Annotated in this window: 18 protein-coding genes and 1 riboswitch; of the genes, 10 read left to right on the top strand and 8 right to left on the bottom strand. The window is 68.7% G+C overall.

The genetic code is table 11. From position 1 onward, the window contains the following. Positions 1–30: 30 nt before the first annotated feature. A complete protein-coding gene (locus tag AB5J50_RS23305; protein WP_327429711.1) occupies positions 31–975 on the bottom strand; it encodes a glucosyl-3-phosphoglycerate synthase in 945 nt (314 codons plus the stop codon). Positions 976–1,153: 178 nt separating this feature from the next. Next, positions 1,154–1,305, top strand: a riboswitch (SAM riboswitch). Positions 1,306–1,322: 17 nt separating this feature from the next. Here AB5J50_RS23305 and thrC point away from each other — a divergent pair. The 6 genes from thrC to AB5J50_RS23275 all read left to right on the top strand — a co-directional run bounded on the left by thrC (position 1,323) and on the right by AB5J50_RS23275 (position 8,756). Continuing rightward, the gene (gene thrC / locus AB5J50_RS23300) at positions 1,323–2,633 is read left to right on the top strand and encodes a threonine synthase (protein ID WP_369260328.1); all 1,311 of its coding nucleotides are present in this window, start codon (positions 1,323–1,325) and stop codon (positions 2,631–2,633) included. Between the two features lie 95 nt (positions 2,634–2,728). Continuing rightward, positions 2,729–3,004, top strand: coding sequence for a MoaD/ThiS family protein (locus AB5J50_RS23295; protein WP_327429709.1), 276 nt, complete (start codon positions 2,729–2,731; stop codon positions 3,002–3,004). A 430-nt stretch (positions 3,005–3,434) separates the two neighbouring features. Continuing rightward, on the top strand, positions 3,435–3,638 hold the full coding sequence (locus tag AB5J50_RS23290) for a cold-shock protein (protein WP_005315736.1): 204 nt from the start codon (positions 3,435–3,437) through the stop codon (positions 3,636–3,638). A gap of 302 nt (positions 3,639–3,940) precedes the next feature. Then, positions 3,941–5,563: a chaperonin GroEL gene (gene groL, locus AB5J50_RS23285; RefSeq protein ID WP_369260327.1), complete on the top strand. Its 1,623-nt coding sequence runs from the start codon at positions 3,941–3,943 to the stop codon at positions 5,561–5,563. 251 nt (positions 5,564–5,814) lie between these two features. Beyond that, complete coding sequence (locus AB5J50_RS23280) at positions 5,815–6,933, top strand: NADH:flavin oxidoreductase (RefSeq protein ID WP_369260326.1); 1,119 nt, start codon at positions 5,815–5,817, stop codon at positions 6,931–6,933. 341 nt (positions 6,934–7,274) lie between these two features. Then, complete coding sequence (locus AB5J50_RS23275; RefSeq protein ID WP_369260325.1) at positions 7,275–8,756, top strand: MFS transporter; 1,482 nt, start codon at positions 7,275–7,277, stop codon at positions 8,754–8,756. 73 nt (positions 8,757–8,829) lie between these two features. Here AB5J50_RS23275 and AB5J50_RS23270 read toward each other — a convergent pair whose 3' ends face one another. The 5 genes from AB5J50_RS23270 to AB5J50_RS23250 all read right to left on the bottom strand — a co-directional run bounded on the left by AB5J50_RS23270 (position 8,830) and on the right by AB5J50_RS23250 (position 12,200). Next, positions 8,830–9,501 (bottom strand): Uma2 family endonuclease, encoded by a 672-nt coding sequence (locus AB5J50_RS23270; RefSeq protein WP_369260324.1) that lies wholly within the window; start codon positions 9,499–9,501, stop codon positions 8,830–8,832. Continuing rightward, complete coding sequence (locus AB5J50_RS23265) at positions 9,498–10,325, bottom strand: hypothetical protein (RefSeq protein ID WP_369265490.1); 828 nt, start codon at positions 10,323–10,325, stop codon at positions 9,498–9,500. Before AB5J50_RS23265 ends, AB5J50_RS23270 begins: the two co-directional genes overlap by 4 nt. 282 nt (positions 10,326–10,607) lie before the next feature. Beyond that, a complete protein-coding gene (locus tag AB5J50_RS23260; RefSeq protein ID WP_369260323.1) occupies positions 10,608–11,102 on the bottom strand; it encodes a hypothetical protein in 495 nt (164 codons plus the stop codon). Beyond that, positions 11,099–11,377, bottom strand: a complete 279-nt coding sequence (locus tag AB5J50_RS23255; RefSeq protein ID WP_369260322.1) for a DUF397 domain-containing protein — start codon at positions 11,375–11,377, stop codon at positions 11,099–11,101. Before AB5J50_RS23255 ends, AB5J50_RS23260 begins: the two co-directional genes overlap by 4 nt. Continuing rightward, positions 11,361–12,200, bottom strand: coding sequence for a Scr1 family TA system antitoxin-like transcriptional regulator (locus AB5J50_RS23250; RefSeq protein ID WP_369260321.1), 840 nt, complete (start codon positions 12,198–12,200; stop codon positions 11,361–11,363). The genes AB5J50_RS23255 and AB5J50_RS23250 overlap by 17 nt, the downstream gene beginning before the upstream one ends. Positions 12,201–12,322: 122 nt before the next feature. Here AB5J50_RS23250 and AB5J50_RS23245 point away from each other — a divergent pair, with 122 nt between their 5' ends. Together AB5J50_RS23245 and AB5J50_RS23240 are read left to right on the top strand one after the other, a co-directional pair. Further along, a complete protein-coding gene (locus tag AB5J50_RS23245) occupies positions 12,323–12,544 on the top strand; it encodes a hypothetical protein (RefSeq protein ID WP_369260320.1) in 222 nt (73 codons plus the stop codon). Continuing rightward, positions 12,541–12,741, top strand: coding sequence for a hypothetical protein (locus AB5J50_RS23240; RefSeq protein ID WP_327435394.1), 201 nt, complete (start codon positions 12,541–12,543; stop codon positions 12,739–12,741). Before AB5J50_RS23245 ends, AB5J50_RS23240 begins: the two co-directional genes overlap by 4 nt. A gap of 113 nt (positions 12,742–12,854) precedes the next feature. On the opposite strand, the gene AB5J50_RS23235 is transcribed toward AB5J50_RS23240, so the two are convergent. Further along, the gene (locus AB5J50_RS23235; RefSeq protein ID WP_369260319.1) at positions 12,855–13,442 is read right to left on the bottom strand and encodes a hypothetical protein; all 588 of its coding nucleotides are present in this window, start codon (positions 13,440–13,442) and stop codon (positions 12,855–12,857) included. A gap of 128 nt (positions 13,443–13,570) precedes the next feature. Here AB5J50_RS23235 and AB5J50_RS23230 point away from each other — a divergent pair, with 128 nt between their 5' ends. Beyond that, positions 13,571–13,816: a type II toxin-antitoxin system VapB family antitoxin gene (locus AB5J50_RS23230; RefSeq protein ID WP_369260318.1), complete on the top strand. Its 246-nt coding sequence runs from the start codon at positions 13,571–13,573 to the stop codon at positions 13,814–13,816. Further along, on the top strand, positions 13,813–14,229 hold the full coding sequence (locus AB5J50_RS23225) for a PIN domain-containing protein (protein ID WP_369260317.1): 417 nt from the start codon (positions 13,813–13,815) through the stop codon (positions 14,227–14,229). The genes AB5J50_RS23230 and AB5J50_RS23225 overlap by 4 nt, the downstream gene beginning before the upstream one ends. On the opposite strand, the gene AB5J50_RS23220 is transcribed toward AB5J50_RS23225, so the two are convergent. Continuing rightward, a complete protein-coding gene (locus AB5J50_RS23220) occupies positions 14,214–15,623 on the bottom strand; it encodes a PTS transporter subunit EIIC (protein WP_369260316.1) in 1,410 nt (469 codons plus the stop codon). The genes AB5J50_RS23225 and AB5J50_RS23220 overlap by 16 nt on opposite strands. Between the last annotated feature and the right edge of the window lie 12 nt (positions 15,624–15,635).

The raw sequence follows: 15,635 nt of genomic DNA, 5'->3' as shown, positions 1-15,635 counted from the left end.
CACAGCCCCGCGCCCCTATCGGGGCCCGGTCTACGCGGCCCTTCGTTTCCTGTACTCGGCGATTTCGGACATCGGGGGGCGTTCCTCCGTGTCCACCGAGTACGTGCGCGGCTCGAAACCCTCCTTGCCGCGTTCGAACTGGGTGAGGGACGGGCGGATCATGTGGCCGCGGGCCAGCCTCAGCTGGGCCGTGCGGTAGATCGCGGCGGACATGCGGCCCAGCGCCTGGCCGTCCTGGTGGCGGTGTTTGCGGACGCCGACGTCGACCTGGGCGAGGGCGTCCAGGCCCACGAGGTGCAGGGCGTCGACGAGCATGCCCAGCTCGACGCCGTACCCGACGGGGAACGGCAGCTGTTCGAGCAAGGAGCGGCGGGCCGCGTACTCGCCGCCGAGCGGCTGGACGAAGCCCGCGAGCTGCGGCCAGTGCATGTTCAGCAGGGGGCGCGCCATGAGTTCGGTGACCCGGCCGCCCTGGCCCGCCGCCCCGCCCAGCGGTCTGTCGTACATGGCCTTGACCAGGTCCACGCCCGGGTCGGTGAGCAGCGGGCCCACGATCCCGGAGACGAAGTCGGACGAGAATTCCTTGAGGTCCGCGTCGATGAAGCAGACGATGTCCCCGCTCGTCACGAGCAGCGACCGCCACAGGACCTCGCCCTTGCCGGGCACGGTCGGGATCCGCGGCAGGATCTCGTCGCGGTGCACGACGCGCGCGCCCGCGGCGGCGGCGACCTCGGAGGTACGGTCGGTCGAGCCCGAGTCGACGACGACGATCTCGTCGACGAGGGGCACCTGTTGCATCAGGTCGTGGCGGATGACGGCGACGATCTCGCCGACCGTCTCCTCCTCGTTGAGGGCGGGCAGCACTACGCTGACCGTCGATCCTGAGGTGCGTTTGGCGGCCATGAGCTTGTGGAGCGGGCGGTCGGTAACGGACCAGGAGCGTGTGCTCAGCCAGCGCTCGACTTCTTCCAGCACAGTCTGCGGCTCCTCACTGTCTGGTCACACACTCTCATCAGCATGTGATCCATCTCGCGGTTCGGACGACTATCTCAACTGTCCTGGCCTTCGGTTACAGTCTTGAACAACGCGGATGACCATCGCATGTCCTGGATCATCAGCACGTACTGTGTTCAACAGTTCAACAATCAAATACCGCTCATCCAGAGGGGCAGAGGGATACGGCCCGATGAAGCCCCGGCAACCCTCCAGCCGGTCTCGTACGACTACGTTGTCGTCGCGAGGCTCCCGGCTTGGGAAGGTGCCAAATCCGTCTCACGGCGAAGTGCGCCGTGAGGAAGATGAGGAGAAAGGGCCTCGCCTCCATGGCTGCGCAGACAGTTGCAAGCACCACGAACACGGGAATCTCCGCCGACTCGGCCAACTCCGTGGACCTCGGTCCGGCCGCCGCGCTTTCCTGCCGCGAGTGCGGCCACCGCGTCCCGCTCGGCCCGGTCTTCGCCTGCGAGGAGTGTTTCGGCCCGCTGGAGATCGCGTACGACTTCTCGGCCTACGAAACCGAAGAACTCCGCAAGCGCATCGAAGCGGGTCCCGCGAACATCTGGCGTTACGCGCCCCTCCTGCCCGTCCCCGCGGACGTCGCCGAGAAGCCGAACATCAACCCCGGCTGGACCAAACTCGTCCAGGCCGACAACCTCGCGCGCGAGCTCGGTGTCGACGCCGGCAAGCTCTTCGTGAAGGACGACTCCGGCAACCCGACGCACTCCTTCAAGGACCGCGTCGTCGCCCAGGCCATCGAGGCCGCCCGCGCCTTCGACTTCACCACCCTCTCCTGCTCCTCCACCGGCAACCTGGCCGGCGCGGTGGGTGCCGCCGCCGCCCGCGCCGGCTTCCGCTCCTGCGTGTTCATCCCGCACGACCTGGAGCAGGGCAAGATCGTCATGGCCGCGATCTACGGCGGCGAGCTCGTCGGCATCGAGGGCAACTACGACGACGTGAACCGTTTCTGCTCCGAGCTGATCGGCGACCCCGCCGGCGAGGGCTGGGGCTTCGTCAACGTCAACCTGCGGCCGTACTACGCGGAGGGGTCCAAGACCCTCGCGTACGAGATCTGCGAGCAGCTCGGCTGGCAGCTTCCCGACCAGCTGGTGATCCCGATCGCCTCCGGCTCCCAGCTCACCAAGGTCGACAAGGGCCTCCAGGAGCTGATCAAGCTCGGGCTCGTCGAGGACAAGCCGTACAAGATCTTCGGCGCCCAGGCCGAGGGCTGCTCGCCGGTGTCCGTCGCCTACAAGGCCGGCCACGACGTCGTACGCCCCCAGAAGCCGAACACCATCGCCAAGTCCCTCGCCATCGGCAACCCGGCGGACGGGCCGTACGTGCTCGACATCGCGCGGCGGACGGGTGGGGCCGTGGAGGACGTCAACGACGAGCAGGTCGTCGACGCGATCAAGCTCCTCGCCCGGACCGAGGGCATCTTCGCGGAGACCGCCGGTGGAGTGACCGTGGGTGTGGCGAAGAAGCTGATCGAGAATGGTCTCCTCGACCCGACCCTCACGACCGTCGTCCTCAACACCGGCGATGGTCTGAAGACGCTGGACGCGGTGGCCGGTACGGGGCTGACGGCGACCATTCGTCCCAACCTGGAGTCGTTCCGGGAAGCTGGGCTCGCGTAAGTAGGGCCGTTCTCTTTCTGCGGGCCGGTGGGGGCTGGTCGCGCAGTTCCCCGCGCCCCTTTGGGGGCGCTCCACCTGACCGGAGGTCACAAGGCATGAGCGTCAACGTTCGCATCCCCACCATCCTGCGCACCTACACCGGCGGCAAGGCCGAGGTGAGTGCCGAGGGTGGGACTCTCGCCGAGGTCATCGCCGACCTGGAGAAGAACCACACGGGTATCGCCGCGCGCGTGCTGGACGACCAGGGCAAGCTGCGCCGCTTCGTCAATGTGTACGTCAACGACGACGACGTGCGGTTCGAGCAGGGGCTGGAGACGGCTACGCCGGACGGTGCGGGCGTCTCGATCATCCCGGCCGTCGCCGGAGGCTGATCGCTACCCTCGGTAACGCCGAATACGCAGTGTTCATCGAATTGCCCTCTCCGTGAGAGAAACGGAGGGGGCAATTCTGCATGGTTGAGCGGGGTACAGTTGGGGAACCCGCTTCGCTATTCATGCCGGATGCATATGAGTACCTGTGCGACACCCGACAAGAAGTAGCCAAAGTGCCCCTCCTTTTTGAGCCTTTTATGGCATATACGGGGCCCGACTTGCCCTGAAACTTCGCAAGTCCTCCGCATTTTCCCGATCGGCGATGCCCAGAATTCTCGTCCGATTGACCTGTTGCAGACGGCAGTTGGACAGATACATTCAGCCGCGGTCGACGCGTTCCGGCGCACACCCCCAATCGTTGGGGGGTGAGGTCTGACCCGGATCCGCGAAGTGTGGATCTGTGCAAGGGCCAGTAATAGGGGAGTTAGGCATGGCTCAGGGCACCGTCAAGTGGTTCAACGCGGAGAAGGGGTACGGCTTCATCGCGGTCGACGGTGGTGCGGACGTCTTCGTGCACTACAGCGCGATTCAGATGGACGGCTACCGCACCCTTGAAGAGGGTCAGCGAGTGGAGTTCGAGATCTCGCAGGGCCAGAAGGGTCCGCAGGCGGACATGGTCAAGCTCGCCGTCTGATCCGGCGCGATCGGCCACCGACGCACTCACGCCGAGGGGCCCGCATCCCACCTGGGATGCGGCCCCTCGTGCGTTCCGGGGCGTTCCGGGCGTCCCCTTCGTTCGTGAGAGGCGCTTGCACTCGCAGGGGTCGAGTGCTAATCATTGGCGTTAGCACTCTCCCAGTGAGAGTGACAGAACTTGGATCGGGCCAGTGAGGTCCGCAGGCCGGTGGGGCAAGGAACCACAAGGGCTGCAGGCCGTCCGTCGCGGGCGCGGGCGCGATCCGGAGCAATCCACCCCGTCCGGGAGGACCACTTCACATGGCCAAGATCATCGCGTTCGACGAGGAGGCACGGCGCGGTCTCGAGCGCGGGATGAACCAGCTCGCCGACGCCGTCAAGGTCACCCTTGGCCCCAAGGGCCGGAACGTCGTCCTCGAGAAGAAGTGGGGCGCCCCCACGATCACCAACGATGGTGTTTCCATCGCCAAGGAGATCGAGCTCGAGGACCCGTACGAGAAGATCGGCGCCGAGCTGGTCAAGGAAGTCGCCAAGAAGACGGACGACGTCGCTGGTGACGGTACGACCACGGCGACCGTTCTCGCCCAGGCGCTCGTCCGCGAGGGCCTGCGCAACGTAGCCGCCGGCGCCAACCCGATGGCTCTCAAGCGCGGTATCGAGAAGGCCGTCGAGGCCGTCTCCGGTGCCCTCCTTGAGCAGGCCAAGGATGTCGAGACCAAGGAGCAGATCGCTTCCACGGCCTCCATCTCCGCCGCCGACACCCAGATCGGCGAGCTCATCGCCGAGGCGATGGACAAGGTCGGCAAGGAAGGCGTCATCACCGTCGAGGAGTCCCAGACCTTCGGTCTGGAGCTGGAGCTCACCGAGGGTATGCGCTTCGACAAGGGCTACATCTCGGCGTACTTCGCCACCGACATGGAGCGTATGGAGGCCGTCCTCGACGACCCGTACATCCTGATCGCCAACTCGAAGATCAGCAACGTCAAGGACCTGCTGCCGCTTCTCGAGAAGGTCATGCAGTCCGGCAAGCCGCTGCTGATCATCGCCGAGGACGTCGAGGGCGAGGCCCTGTCGACCCTGGTCGTCAACAAGATCCGTGGCACCTTCAAGTCCGTAGCCGTCAAGGCCCCGGGCTTCGGTGACCGCCGCAAGGCCATGCTCGGCGACATCGCCATCCTCACGGGCGGCGAGGTCATCTCCGAGGAGGTCGGCCTCAAGCTGGAGAACGCGGGCATCGACCTGCTCGGCCGCGCTCGCAAGGTCGTCATCACCAAGGACGAGACGACGATCGTCGACGGCTCGGGTTCGGCGGACCAGGTTGCCGGTCGCGTCAACCAGATCCGTGCCGAGATCGAGAACTCGGACTCGGACTACGACCGCGAGAAGCTCCAGGAGCGTCTGGCGAAGCTGGCCGGCGGCGTGGCCGTCATCAAGGCCGGTGCCGCCACCGAGGTCGAGCTCAAGGAGCGCAAGCACCGCATCGAGGACGCCGTTCGCAACGCGAAGGCGGCCGTCGAGGAGGGCATCGTCGCCGGTGGTGGCGTGGCCCTCATCCAGGCCTCCGCGGTCTTCGAGAAGCTGGAGCTCGAGGGTGACGAGGCGACCGGCGCCAACGCCGTGCGTCTCGCCCTGGAGGCCCCGCTCAAGCAGATCGCCGTCAACGGTGGTCTCGAGGGTGGCGTCGTCGTCGAGAAGGTCCGCAACCTGCCCATCGGTCACGGCCTGAACGCCGCCACCGGTGAGTACGTGGACATGATCGCCGAGGGCATCATCGACCCGGCGAAGGTGACGCGCTCTGCCCTGCAGAACGCCGCCTCCATCGCCGCGCTGTTCCTCACCACCGAGGCCGTCATCGCCGACAAGCCCGAGAAGGCCGGCGCGGCCGCTCCGGGCGGCATGCCGGGCGGTGACATGGACTTCTGATCGACTCGGCCATAACGGCCCTGGTTGATCTCTGTCCTTACGTTCCGAGGGCGGTACCCCCACTCCCAGGGGGTGCCGCCCTCGGGCGTGTTCGGGATCACATGTGGGTGGTGCGGGGCGGCGGAATGAGTCGACGGACGGAGGAGTTGACGTTCACGGGTGGTTGATGCACATGCACATACCACCTGGAATCCCCGTCTTACTCGACGTCGGATCGACCCCCGTGACCGACCTCTCCGAGGAGCCCCTACGTGACTGCCGCCCCCTCCCGCGCAGCCGAGATCCTGTCCCGCCCCGTCTCCCTGAACGGCCTGACCGTCCCCAACCGGATCGTGATGGCGCCGATGACCCGGCAGTTCTCGCCGGGTGGTGTCCCCGGCGAGGACGTGGTCGGCTACTACGCCCGCCGCGCCGCCGCGGGCGTGGGCCTCATCGTCACCGAGGGCACGTACGTGGGCCACGACTCGGCCGGGCAGAGCGACCGCATCCCGCGCTTCCATGGCGAGGAGCAGCTCGCGGGCTGGGCGAAGGTCGCCGACGCCGTGCACGCCGCGGGCGGGAAGATCGTGCCGCAGCTGTGGCACATCGGCATGGTGCGCGAGGCGGGCCAGCCGCCGTTCGCCGAGGCCCCCGCGGTCGGCCCCTCCGGCCTGCGCATCGGCGCCACCGAGGCCACCGGCAAGGCCATGACCCAGACCGACCTGGACGACGTCATCGCGGCGTTCGCCGAGGCCGCGGCCGCCGCCGAGCGCATCGGCTTCGACGGCGTGGAGATCCACGGCGCGCACGGCTACCTCCTCGACCAGTTCCTGTGGGAGGGCACCAACCGCCGCACGGACGCGTACGGCGGTGACCTGGTGGCCCGTACGAAGTTCGCCGCCGAGATCGTCGCCGCGGTGCGCGCGGCCGTCTCGCCCGAGTTCCCGATCATCTTCCGCTACTCGCAGTGGAAGCAGGAGGCGTACGACGCCCGGCTCGCCGAGACGCCGGAGGAGCTGGAGGCGCTCCTCGCCCCGCTCGCCGCGGCCGGGGTGGACGTCTTCCACGCCTCGACGCGCCGCTACTGGCTTCCGGAGTTCGAGGGTTCCGACCTCAACCTCGCGGGCTGGACGAAGAAGCTGACCGGCAAGCCCACCATCACCGTCGGCTCGGTCGGGCTGGACGGCGACTTCATCAAGGGCTTCATGGGGGAGGGCTCCCCGGTCAAGGGCATCGACGACCTCCTCGACCGCCTGGAGCGCGACGAGTTCGACATGGTCGCCGTCGGCCGCGCGCTGCTCCAGGACCCGGAGTGGGCGGCGAAGGTCCTCGACGGCCGCTTCGGTGACCTGGCGCCGTACGACGCGGCAGCACTCCGCACCCTGAGCTGACCCACCGGTTCCTCGCCCCCGCCGCCCCTACCCGTCCCATCCCCAGGGGCTCTGCCCCTTCGACCCCGTTCGGTTGTGTGTCGGGTGCGGGTGGGTGGGGGCTGGTCCGAAAGATTGCGCAGTTCCCCGCGCCCCTAAAGACGGCGGTGGGCGGGGGATCGCGGGGCGAAGCCCCGCGCCTTCAGGGGCGCGGGGCTTCGCGGGCAACCCCCACCGGCCCGCAGGCGACACACAACCCAACCGCACGGCTGACCCCTCCCCCAAAGTTTCGCTTGCTTAAGTCAATCAATTTGGGTTAGCTTGAGTAAGTCAAGCAACCTTGCCTGTCCCGGAGGCCCGCCATGTCCGACACCCTTGCCCGACCCGCCGACGCCGGAGGCTCACCGCGGTCGAACGCCGTGGTGGCGGTGCTGGCCCTCGCCGGAATCGTCGTCTCGCTGATGCAGACCCTGGTGATCCCGATCGTCCCGGAGCTGCCGAAGCTCCTCCACGCCTCGGCGTCGGACACCATCTGGGCAGTCACCGCCACGCTGCTCGCCGCCTCCGTCGCCACGCCGGTCGTCGGCCGCCTCGGCGACATGTTCGGCAAGCGCCGCCTGCTCCTGGTCAGCATCGTCCTGCTGGTGGCCGGTTCGGTCGTCTGCGCGCTGAGCGACTCCCTGGCCCCGATGATCATCGGACGGACCCTGCAAGGCCTGGCCGCCGCTGTCGTCCCGCTCGGCATCAGCATCATGCGTGACGTCCTGCCCAAGGAACGGCTCACCAGCTCCATCGCGCTCATGAGCGCCTCGCTGGGAGTGGGCGGCGCCCTCGGCCTGCCCACCGCCGCCTTCATCGCCGACCGCTTCGACTGGCACATCCTGTTCTGGACTTCCGCCGCACTCGGCGCCGTCGCCTTCGCCCTCGTCCTGACCCTCGTGCCCGAGTCCAAGGTGCGCGCCGGCGGCCGCTTCGACCTGATCGGCGCCATCGGCCTGTCGACCGCCTTGGTCTCCCTGCTGCTGGCCGTCTCCAAGGGCTCCACGTGGGGCTGGACCAGCGGCACCACCCTCGGCCTGTTCGCCACGGCGGTCGTCGTGCTGCTGGCCTGGGGCGCGTACGAGCTGCGCACCAGCCAGCCGCTGGTGGACCTTCGCACCCTCGCCCGCCGTCAGGTGCTCTTCACCAACCTCGCCTCGGTGGCCTTCGGCTTCTCGATGTTCGCGATGTCCCTGGTCCTGCCGCAGCTGCTCCAGTTGCCCACGCAGACCGGCTACGGTCTCGGCAAGTCCATGCTGACCGTCGGCCTGGTGCTGGCCCCGCAGGGCCTGGTGATGATGGCCATGGCGCCGGTCTCCGCCGCCATCACCAAGGCCAAGGGCCCGAAGATCACCCTCATGATCGGCGCGGTCATCGTGGCCGCCGGCTACAGCCTCAACATCGTGCTGATGTCCGAGGTCTGGCACCTCATCCTGGTCTCCTGCATCATCGGCGCCGGTGTCGGCTTCGCCTACGGCGCGATGCCCGCGCTCATCATGGGCGCTGTGCCCGCCACCGAGACGGCCGCCGCCAACAGCCTCAACACCCTGATGCGGTCCATCGGTACGTCGTTCGCCAGCGCCCTCGCCGGTGTGATCCTGGCCCAGATGACCACCACCTTCGGCACCACCGCCCTGCCCTCCGAGAACGGCTTCAAGACGGTCATGGCCATCGGCGCCGGTGCCGCGGTCCTCGCCTTCGTCCTCGCGTCCTTCCTGCCGGGCCGCCGGACGGCCGCGGTGCAGGCGGCGCCGGCCGCCTCCGGCCCGGCCGAGCAGGCCGAGGTCGCCGGGGCGAAGTCGTAACGTCCTCCGCGCGATACGGGCCCGTTGATCGTGAAGCACGATCGGCGGGCCCGATGGGGTTGGCGTCCTGTGGTCAGTCCGCGTAGTCCTTCAGTTTCTCGGTTTCCAGGGTGATGTTCACGGGGGCGGGAAGCTCGACCGAGGCGCCCCAGGGGTAGGAGGGGGACTGCTGGTAACGGCCGTCCTTCGGCTCGCTGAACACGGTGACCGTGTTGTTGTCTCGGTCGATGAGGAGGTAGACGGGGATGTCGGCCGCTCCGTAGCCGACGGGCTTGTCGATACGGTCGCGCTGGTTGGTGTCCCGGTCGCGGGAGGTGATCTCTACGGCCATGAGGGTGCCGTTGGGGTCCGACCATTCGCCGTGCCCCTTGTAGTGGTCCACCGGTGCGAGGGACCCGTCCGTCCGGGCGCGGCCCTTGCGGTAGGCCTCTGCCTTGACGCCGGACTCGGGTACGAGATTCAGGTCCGGGCGTTGTTGCATGCACTGGCGCAGCAGCCACATGAAGATCGACGTGTGGTTGCCGTCCGGCATGGCCTTGACCTCTAGTTTTCCGTTGATGTACTCAAGCCGCACGGTCTCCGGTGCCCGGCGCTCCAGTTCCTCGAAGTCCTCCATGCTGAGCGGGTCCTTCGTACGGAGCCGCCCGTCGATGAATTCGAGCCGCACGTGTTCCGGGGCGTTGGCGGCCAGTTCCTCGAAGTCCTCGATGGGCATCTGCGGGTGTTCAGCGGTACCAGGGGTCATACGCGTGGCCTTTCGTTTCGGTCGACCATCGCCGCGCGTGCTGCGGCGGCGTGGGTGCGGACTGCGGAGGACGTCAGGGGGCCGGAGGGCCGGGGCGGTGGGGCGGACCCGCCTCGGCACGGTCCGCAGATGCCGCCCGGCAAGGCCTCCGGGCGGCCCGGGGCGCCGCACTTCGCGCACTCCAGTACGCGCAGGGGTGGGCGGGGGGCGGGAGCGGGCTCGGGCGGGAGCTTGGTGGTCAGGCGGTTGCGGACGAGGGCGGCCGGGCTGTGCACCGGGGTGGGGAGACCTGCCGCCAGGGCCTGGAGTACGTGCTCATCGGTGGCGCCCCTCGCGAACCACTCCGTGAGCAGGGGCGCGAGGTCCGCGCACGCGGCGTGCGACAGGGACAGCGCCGGGGTCGTACGGCCCAGCGCCGCGAGCAGGATGTACGCGCGGGAGCGGGTGGGGCTGGGTCGGTCCGGGGGTTCCGGTGATTCCTTCGGTACGTCGCCCCGCGTGAACGCCGCCCACCAGTCGTCGTCCCGCGCCGTTCGCGAGAACCACGTTCGGGTGATCCAGCGCGGGCTGCCCGAGTCGGCCAGGTGTTCGCGGCCCCGGCGCAAGTGACCTGCCCGGTGGAGGTTGTTGAGGGCCGTGCGTAAGGCGCATTGGCCGTACGGGAGGTGCTTGGCCAGCGTCTTTACGGAGATGTCGGCGCCGCCCGGGAGGCGGTCGATGTACGCGGCGATGGCTGCTTCGCGGGGCGGGAGGTGCGCGAAGTCGTGCTGGGTGCGGGGGAGTTGGTCCGGGGTGTTGAGCTTTCCGTAGCCAGGATTGGCCAGGGGGTGGGGGAGGGCGTGCGCAGAGCGGGGGGCAGCACTAAAGTTGGCTTCAGCCACGGGATCGCGCTTTCGATCTCGGAGGTCAAACCCCCGCAGGTGTTCCAGCACCTAGCGGGGGTTGTTCGTTATGCGGGCACGCTAGCCCCTCGTCACTGTGCGTGGCAAGCCGATCGCGTCAAGTCAACTCGCGGGGAGGGAGGGCGGGTTGAGGCCCGCCTCCCGTTCCTTGCAAAGAGGGCTCGGAGCTGGGGGCTTGAGCTTCGGGCGGTCGTCGGCCTCAGATCATCCGCAGCCGCCGTCGGTGACGTCGATGGAGAGCTTCGTGCTCGCGTTCGGGTTCGCGCTCGCGTTCGTCTTCGTCCCGTCGAGCTGCATCGCGATGACGTGCATGCAGAACTTCGCGTCCGTTCCGTCGCCGGTGACCGTGTAGTCGTACGGGCCTGTGGAGACCCTGACTCCGTACGACGGTCCCTTTCCGGTCTGTTCCACGGCGCCCTTGATGGTCTCGCCGTAGCCCAGATACGCGTCGGTGTACTGCGGCTCCCTCTCCAGGTCCTGCGCCGCCTGGTGCACCGCCGAGCGCAGCTCGCCCTCACTCCAGCTGGAGTCCGGGTGGGGCGAGCTTGCCCGGAGGTAGTACATGCCGCCCGCCGCGAGGAGCAGCGAGCCGATGATCAGGACGAGGCCCAGGGGATTGTTCGGGTTGTAGACGTACCGGTTCGTGCCCCACTTGCTTCTGACGAAGACCGGTTCGTCGTCACGGGGGCCGCCGCTCAATGGGCCGCCTGGGCCGTGTCTTTGACGTCCGCGATGAATGCGGACCAGGCGTTCGCCCGGAACGCGAGCTTCGGGCCGTGGGGGTTTTTGGAGTCGCGGACGGGGATGAGGGTTGGGTGCCCGTCGGCGACCTCCAGGCAATCGTTGCCGCCGCCCCCGCTGTACGTCGACTTGCGCCAGTGGGCGACTTCGAGGCAGTTGTCGCCGCCGCCCCCGCTGTAGCTGGACTTGTGCCATATGGCCGTGCTCAGGTCGTAGTCAGGGAAGTTCCTCATGGCTGTAATCCTGCGCCAGTGCCTCGATCAGGGCCAGGGACTTCTGCGGCGAGAGGGCGGAGGCGGTGAGGAGTTCATAGGCGAGCTTGTGGTGCTTGACGGTGGCCGGGTCGTCCTCCAGCCGCCCGGTGCCGACCCCTTCGAGGTAGACCAGCGGAGGGGCGTCCTCGAACTCCATCAGCTTCAGGGAGCCGTCCATTGAGGTGTGCGCTCCCACGCTGAACGGCAGCACCTGCACGATGACCCGGTTTCGGTGGGCCAGACCGGCGACGTGGCGCAGGGCCTCCGCCATCACCGCGCGGCCACCCGTTTCCCGGCGTAGCGCCGCCTCGTCAAGCACCGCCCACAACAACGGCTTTGTTGGGTCGTTGAGAAGGCGGGTCCGCTCCATCCGGCCATCCACCCACTCGTCGATCACCTCCTCCGGTGCCGTCGGCGCGTAAGCGCGATTTACGGCCCGTGCGTACGCTGGCGTCTGGAGCAGCCCTGGGATCAGCAGCGGCGCGTACTGCCGGATCGCCGTTGCGAACGTCTCCGCCTCCGCCGCCTCCGCGAACTGCTCGAGATAACGAGACTTGGCCGCGGCCCCGCAGTTGCGCGTGAAGAAGTCATGCGTACCCAGGACTTCGTCCAACATCCGGGCGTAGTCCGGCTGCATCCGCCGGGTGCCCGCTTCCAACTGGCCGATGAACGAGCCGCTGACGAACAGTCGCCCGCCCAGCTCTTCCTGGCTGAGGCCCGCTTTCTCGCGGGCGTGGCGCAGCTCGGCGCCCAGCAGGGCGCGGGGGGACGAGGACGGGTCGAGATCCTTCGGACCTGCCATGGACAACTCCCTGTCGCACACCCTGGGTTGTTGGGACGCCGCCTCTCGCCAGGTTAGAGGGCAGATCGCCACGCTGTGTATGAATCAGGAACACTCAGCGTGGAGGGAACAGAGCGATGGAGATGACGTCGAGTAAGCGGCTGCGGCCCACCGAGGAGATCGTCGAGGAGTTGCGCGCAGCCCTCGTCGGGGTCGGTGTCGTGCTGCCCTCGCTGCGGGTCGACCCGGTCACCGGCGTGAGCGACGAACCCTTCGCCCTCGTCGCGCTCGGCCGCTGCAACGTCGGCACGGCGCAGAAGCTGACCGCCGTGCTGCGCGGCGCCGCCGCCGGAGGTGACGCGTGACCGAGGAGTACGTGATCGACGTACGGGACGGGCGGCTCGGCCAGGTGATGGGGCGCGAGGGCGGCTACGTACAGCTGCGGCCCCTGGGCGGTGGCCTTGAGTGGGACTGCCCTGCGGACGCGCTCGGCGAGGCGCCGCCGGGGGAGGTGCTGCGGGCGAGGGTGCGGCTGATCAACGCGGAGGGGCGGCTGCCGTGACCGGCGCCCGCTCCCGGGGTCGGTGATTGGCAGATCTGTTCCGGCAGATTGCCGCAGAATGCGGGCCCAGCGCGGCACACATCTGCCAATCGCTCGCCTCCTGAGGGGGGCGGCTACAAGTTGCCCATCGGTTCGATGTCGACCTTCACCGGGGTGCCCCAGATGCGCAGCACCTCGTAGTCCGTGAACTCGTGGACCAGGCGGTACGCCATGCCCGGGCGGGGGGTGCGGCGCTCGGCGGCGAGGTAGCGCTCGGCCTCCTGGCGGTCTCGGCGGGGGGTGCCGCAGAGCTGCCAGGCCTGGCCGTTCCAGACCTCCGGGAGCCAGCGTTGCTGGGGCTGGGGGCGGTCGCCGCGGATGCCGTAGCGGGACATCGAGCGCTCCGGGGCCTCGTCCGGGGCGGGGGCTCGGCCGTGGCCGTACGCGTCGTTGACCTCGGTGCGGCGGGCGGTGCGGCGGCGGGTCTCGCAGAGCAGGCAGCGGTCGGGGGCGCTCTCGTCCACCGGGCCGTTCGGATGTTCGGCGCAGCGGGTCGTGGGCGCCGCCGTCGTCACCGTCTCGTCCAGCAGGTCCAGGGCCCGCTTCAGGTCGGCCTTGACCTCGTGCAGCTTCGCGTCAGGGGTGTCGGCGGTGAGCGCGTCGCCGTGCTCGCCGAGGACGCGCAGGGCGCGGCCGAGGGCGGTCAGCTGGGCGTGGTTCACGGTGGTCGGTCCCTTCTCCGGGCGTGCGCTGTACGTGCCCCACGGTTGCACAAGCCACTGACAATCGTTCTTTTCCAGGGCGGAGGTCCGACGGATATGTACACTCGCAGAGAGGATCGCGGCTAAGTATGTACATCACGGAGGTCGAGATGTCCCTGACGCACATCGACATCGATGACGAGGCACTGGAGACGGCCAAGCGTCTGGGCGGTCACCGGACGAAGACCGCCGCGGTCGCGAAGGCGCTGGAGGAGTACAACAAGCGGCTGAGTCGAGCTGCCGCCTATGAAAAGTACTTCGAGCTCGCCAAGGAGTGGGACATCGAAGGGGCTGAGGCCGCACACCGCGCTGACAAGGAGGCGTACGGCGCATGAGCGGCTACCTCCTGGACTCGTCGGCGCTCTGGCGCCTCCTCCGTGATCAGTACCTCTACAGGGAATGGCTCCCGGTCGCCTCGGACGGCGACGTCCGGTCGTGCTACCCCCAGCGTGCGGAGTTCCTGCGGTCGGCGCGGAACCTGAAGGAGTACGCGGCGTACGGCGGGATGTTCGCCGACCTCTACGACGACATCGCCGTACCCAAGAGCGCGCCCAAGTGGATCGGCGGATTACAACTGCGTGCCGCCGAACACGGAGCCCATCAGGCGCTGTCCGCCGTCGACCTCCAGATCTGTGCCACCGCCGCCCACCACGGCCTTGTCGTCCTCCACGACGACAACGATTTCGTGACCGCCGCCCGTTTCGCGGTCGACCTGCGGCAGCACAACGTGCGTCAGGGGCCGCTCTGAGCCCGCGGTCCACCGAGACCGAAGAAATACGTCGCCGCGAAGCCGACCGCGTACCCCGTCAGCAGCCCGCCCCCGTAGATCGCCGCCGTCATCCCCAACCCCCTGTTCCCCGCGAGCAGCGGGAACAGGGCCCAGCCCGACGGTCCGATCGCCGTCGCGCCCACCTTGTCGCCGAGCGTCGCGAAGAAGCCGACGAAGGCGCCGCCCGCCGCGCCGCCCGCGCAGGCGGTCAGGAACGGGCGGCCGAGCGGGAGTGAGACCCCGTAGATCAGGGGTTCGCCCACGCCGAGCAGCCCGGCCGGAAGGGCGGACCTGATCGTCGTACGGAGTGAGGTGTCGTGGCGGAGGCGGACGTAGACCGCCGCTGCCGCGCCGACCTGGCCCGCGCCCGCCATCGCCAGGATGGGGAGCAGGACCGTGTAGCCCTGCTGCTCGATGAGGGTGGTGTGGATGGGGATCAGGGCCTGGTGCAGTCCGAGCATGACGAGGGGCAGGAACAGGCCGCCCAGGATCAGGCCCGCGAAGGCGCCCGTGTGGTCCAGGAGCCAGTTCGCCGCCGTGCCGATGGCGGAGGAGAGCTCTCCGGCCGCGTACATCAGGGCGTAGAGCGTCACCAGGCCGGTGACGAGGACCGTGACGGTCGGGGTGACGAGGACGTCCAGCGTCGCCGGGACCCGGCCGCGGCACCACTTCTCGACGTACGTGCCCAGCAGCGCGGCGGCCAGCGCGCCGAGGACGCCGCCCTGGCCGGGCGCGAGCGTCATCCCGGCCACCGTCACCTTCGCGACCCCCGCGTACACGATGACGGCGGCCACCGCGCCGCCCAGAACGGGCGTGCCGCCGAACTCCTTCGCCGTGTTGTAGCCGACGAAGACCGCGATCAGCGCCATGAATCCGGAGGCGATGGCGGTGAGTGCCGGGGTGAGCGCGGGCAGCCGGCCAAGGTTCAGCAGGAGGCCGTTGAGGCCCGCGATGATGCCGCAGCCGATCAGGGCGGGGATGAGCGGGACGAAGATGTTCGCGATCCGGCGGAGGGCCAGCTTGAGGGGGGTGGCGTTGCGTTGCTTCTGGGCCTCCTTCAACTCGGCTCCCGTGGCGGCCAGTTGATCGGCTTGATTGGATGCCGGCGTCGGGGTGAGCAGCGCCTCGAACTCGGGCGTCACGCGTGCGACGATGCCCGGCCCCAGAACGATCTGGAGCTGGTCGGTGTCGTCGTCGTCCGCGACCAGGCCCAGGACGGCGGGCAGCGCTCGTAGATCGTCTCTCCGTACGAGGCTGCCGTCGCGCAGGCCGAGTCGCAGACGGGTCATGCAGTGGGCGACGGAGGTGACGTTCGCGGGGCCGCCCACGAGGGGGAGGATCGCTTCGGCGGTGAGGGTGTCCGGTGTGCGCACCCCCCGAGAGTG

The organism is Streptomyces sp. R35 (assembly GCF_041053035.1).
Lineage (GTDB): Bacteria > Actinomycetota > Actinomycetes > Streptomycetales > Streptomycetaceae > Streptomyces > Streptomyces lutosisoli.
This window is presented reverse-complemented; position numbering and strand designations above follow the sequence as displayed.

Coding starts and splice junctions, on each gene's coding strand:
- AB5J50_RS23275 (WP_369260325.1), top strand. CDS start 7,275: ATGTCCGACACCCTTGCCCGACCCGCCGACGCCGGAGGCTCACCGCGG.
- AB5J50_RS23295 (WP_327429709.1), top strand. CDS start 2,729: ATGAGCGTCAACGTTCGCATCCCCACCATCCTGCGCACCTACACCGGC.
- AB5J50_RS23225 (WP_369260317.1), top strand. CDS start 13,813: ATGAGCGGCTACCTCCTGGACTCGTCGGCGCTCTGGCGCCTCCTCCGT.
- AB5J50_RS23230 (WP_369260318.1), top strand. CDS start 13,571: ATGTACATCACGGAGGTCGAGATGTCCCTGACGCACATCGACATCGAT.
- AB5J50_RS23255 (WP_369260322.1), bottom strand. CDS start 11,377: ATGAGGAACTTCCCTGACTACGACCTGAGCACGGCCATATGGCACAAG.
- AB5J50_RS23245 (WP_369260320.1), top strand. CDS start 12,323: ATGACGTCGAGTAAGCGGCTGCGGCCCACCGAGGAGATCGTCGAGGAG.
- AB5J50_RS23270 (WP_369260324.1), bottom strand. CDS start 9,501: ATGACCCCTGGTACCGCTGAACACCCGCAGATGCCCATCGAGGACTTC.
- thrC (WP_369260328.1), top strand. CDS start 1,323: ATGGCTGCGCAGACAGTTGCAAGCACCACGAACACGGGAATCTCCGCC.
- AB5J50_RS23290 (WP_005315736.1), top strand. CDS start 3,435: ATGGCTCAGGGCACCGTCAAGTGGTTCAACGCGGAGAAGGGGTACGGC.
- groL (WP_369260327.1), top strand. CDS start 3,941: ATGGCCAAGATCATCGCGTTCGACGAGGAGGCACGGCGCGGTCTCGAG.
- AB5J50_RS23250 (WP_369260321.1), bottom strand. CDS start 12,200: ATGGCAGGTCCGAAGGATCTCGACCCGTCCTCGTCCCCCCGCGCCCTG.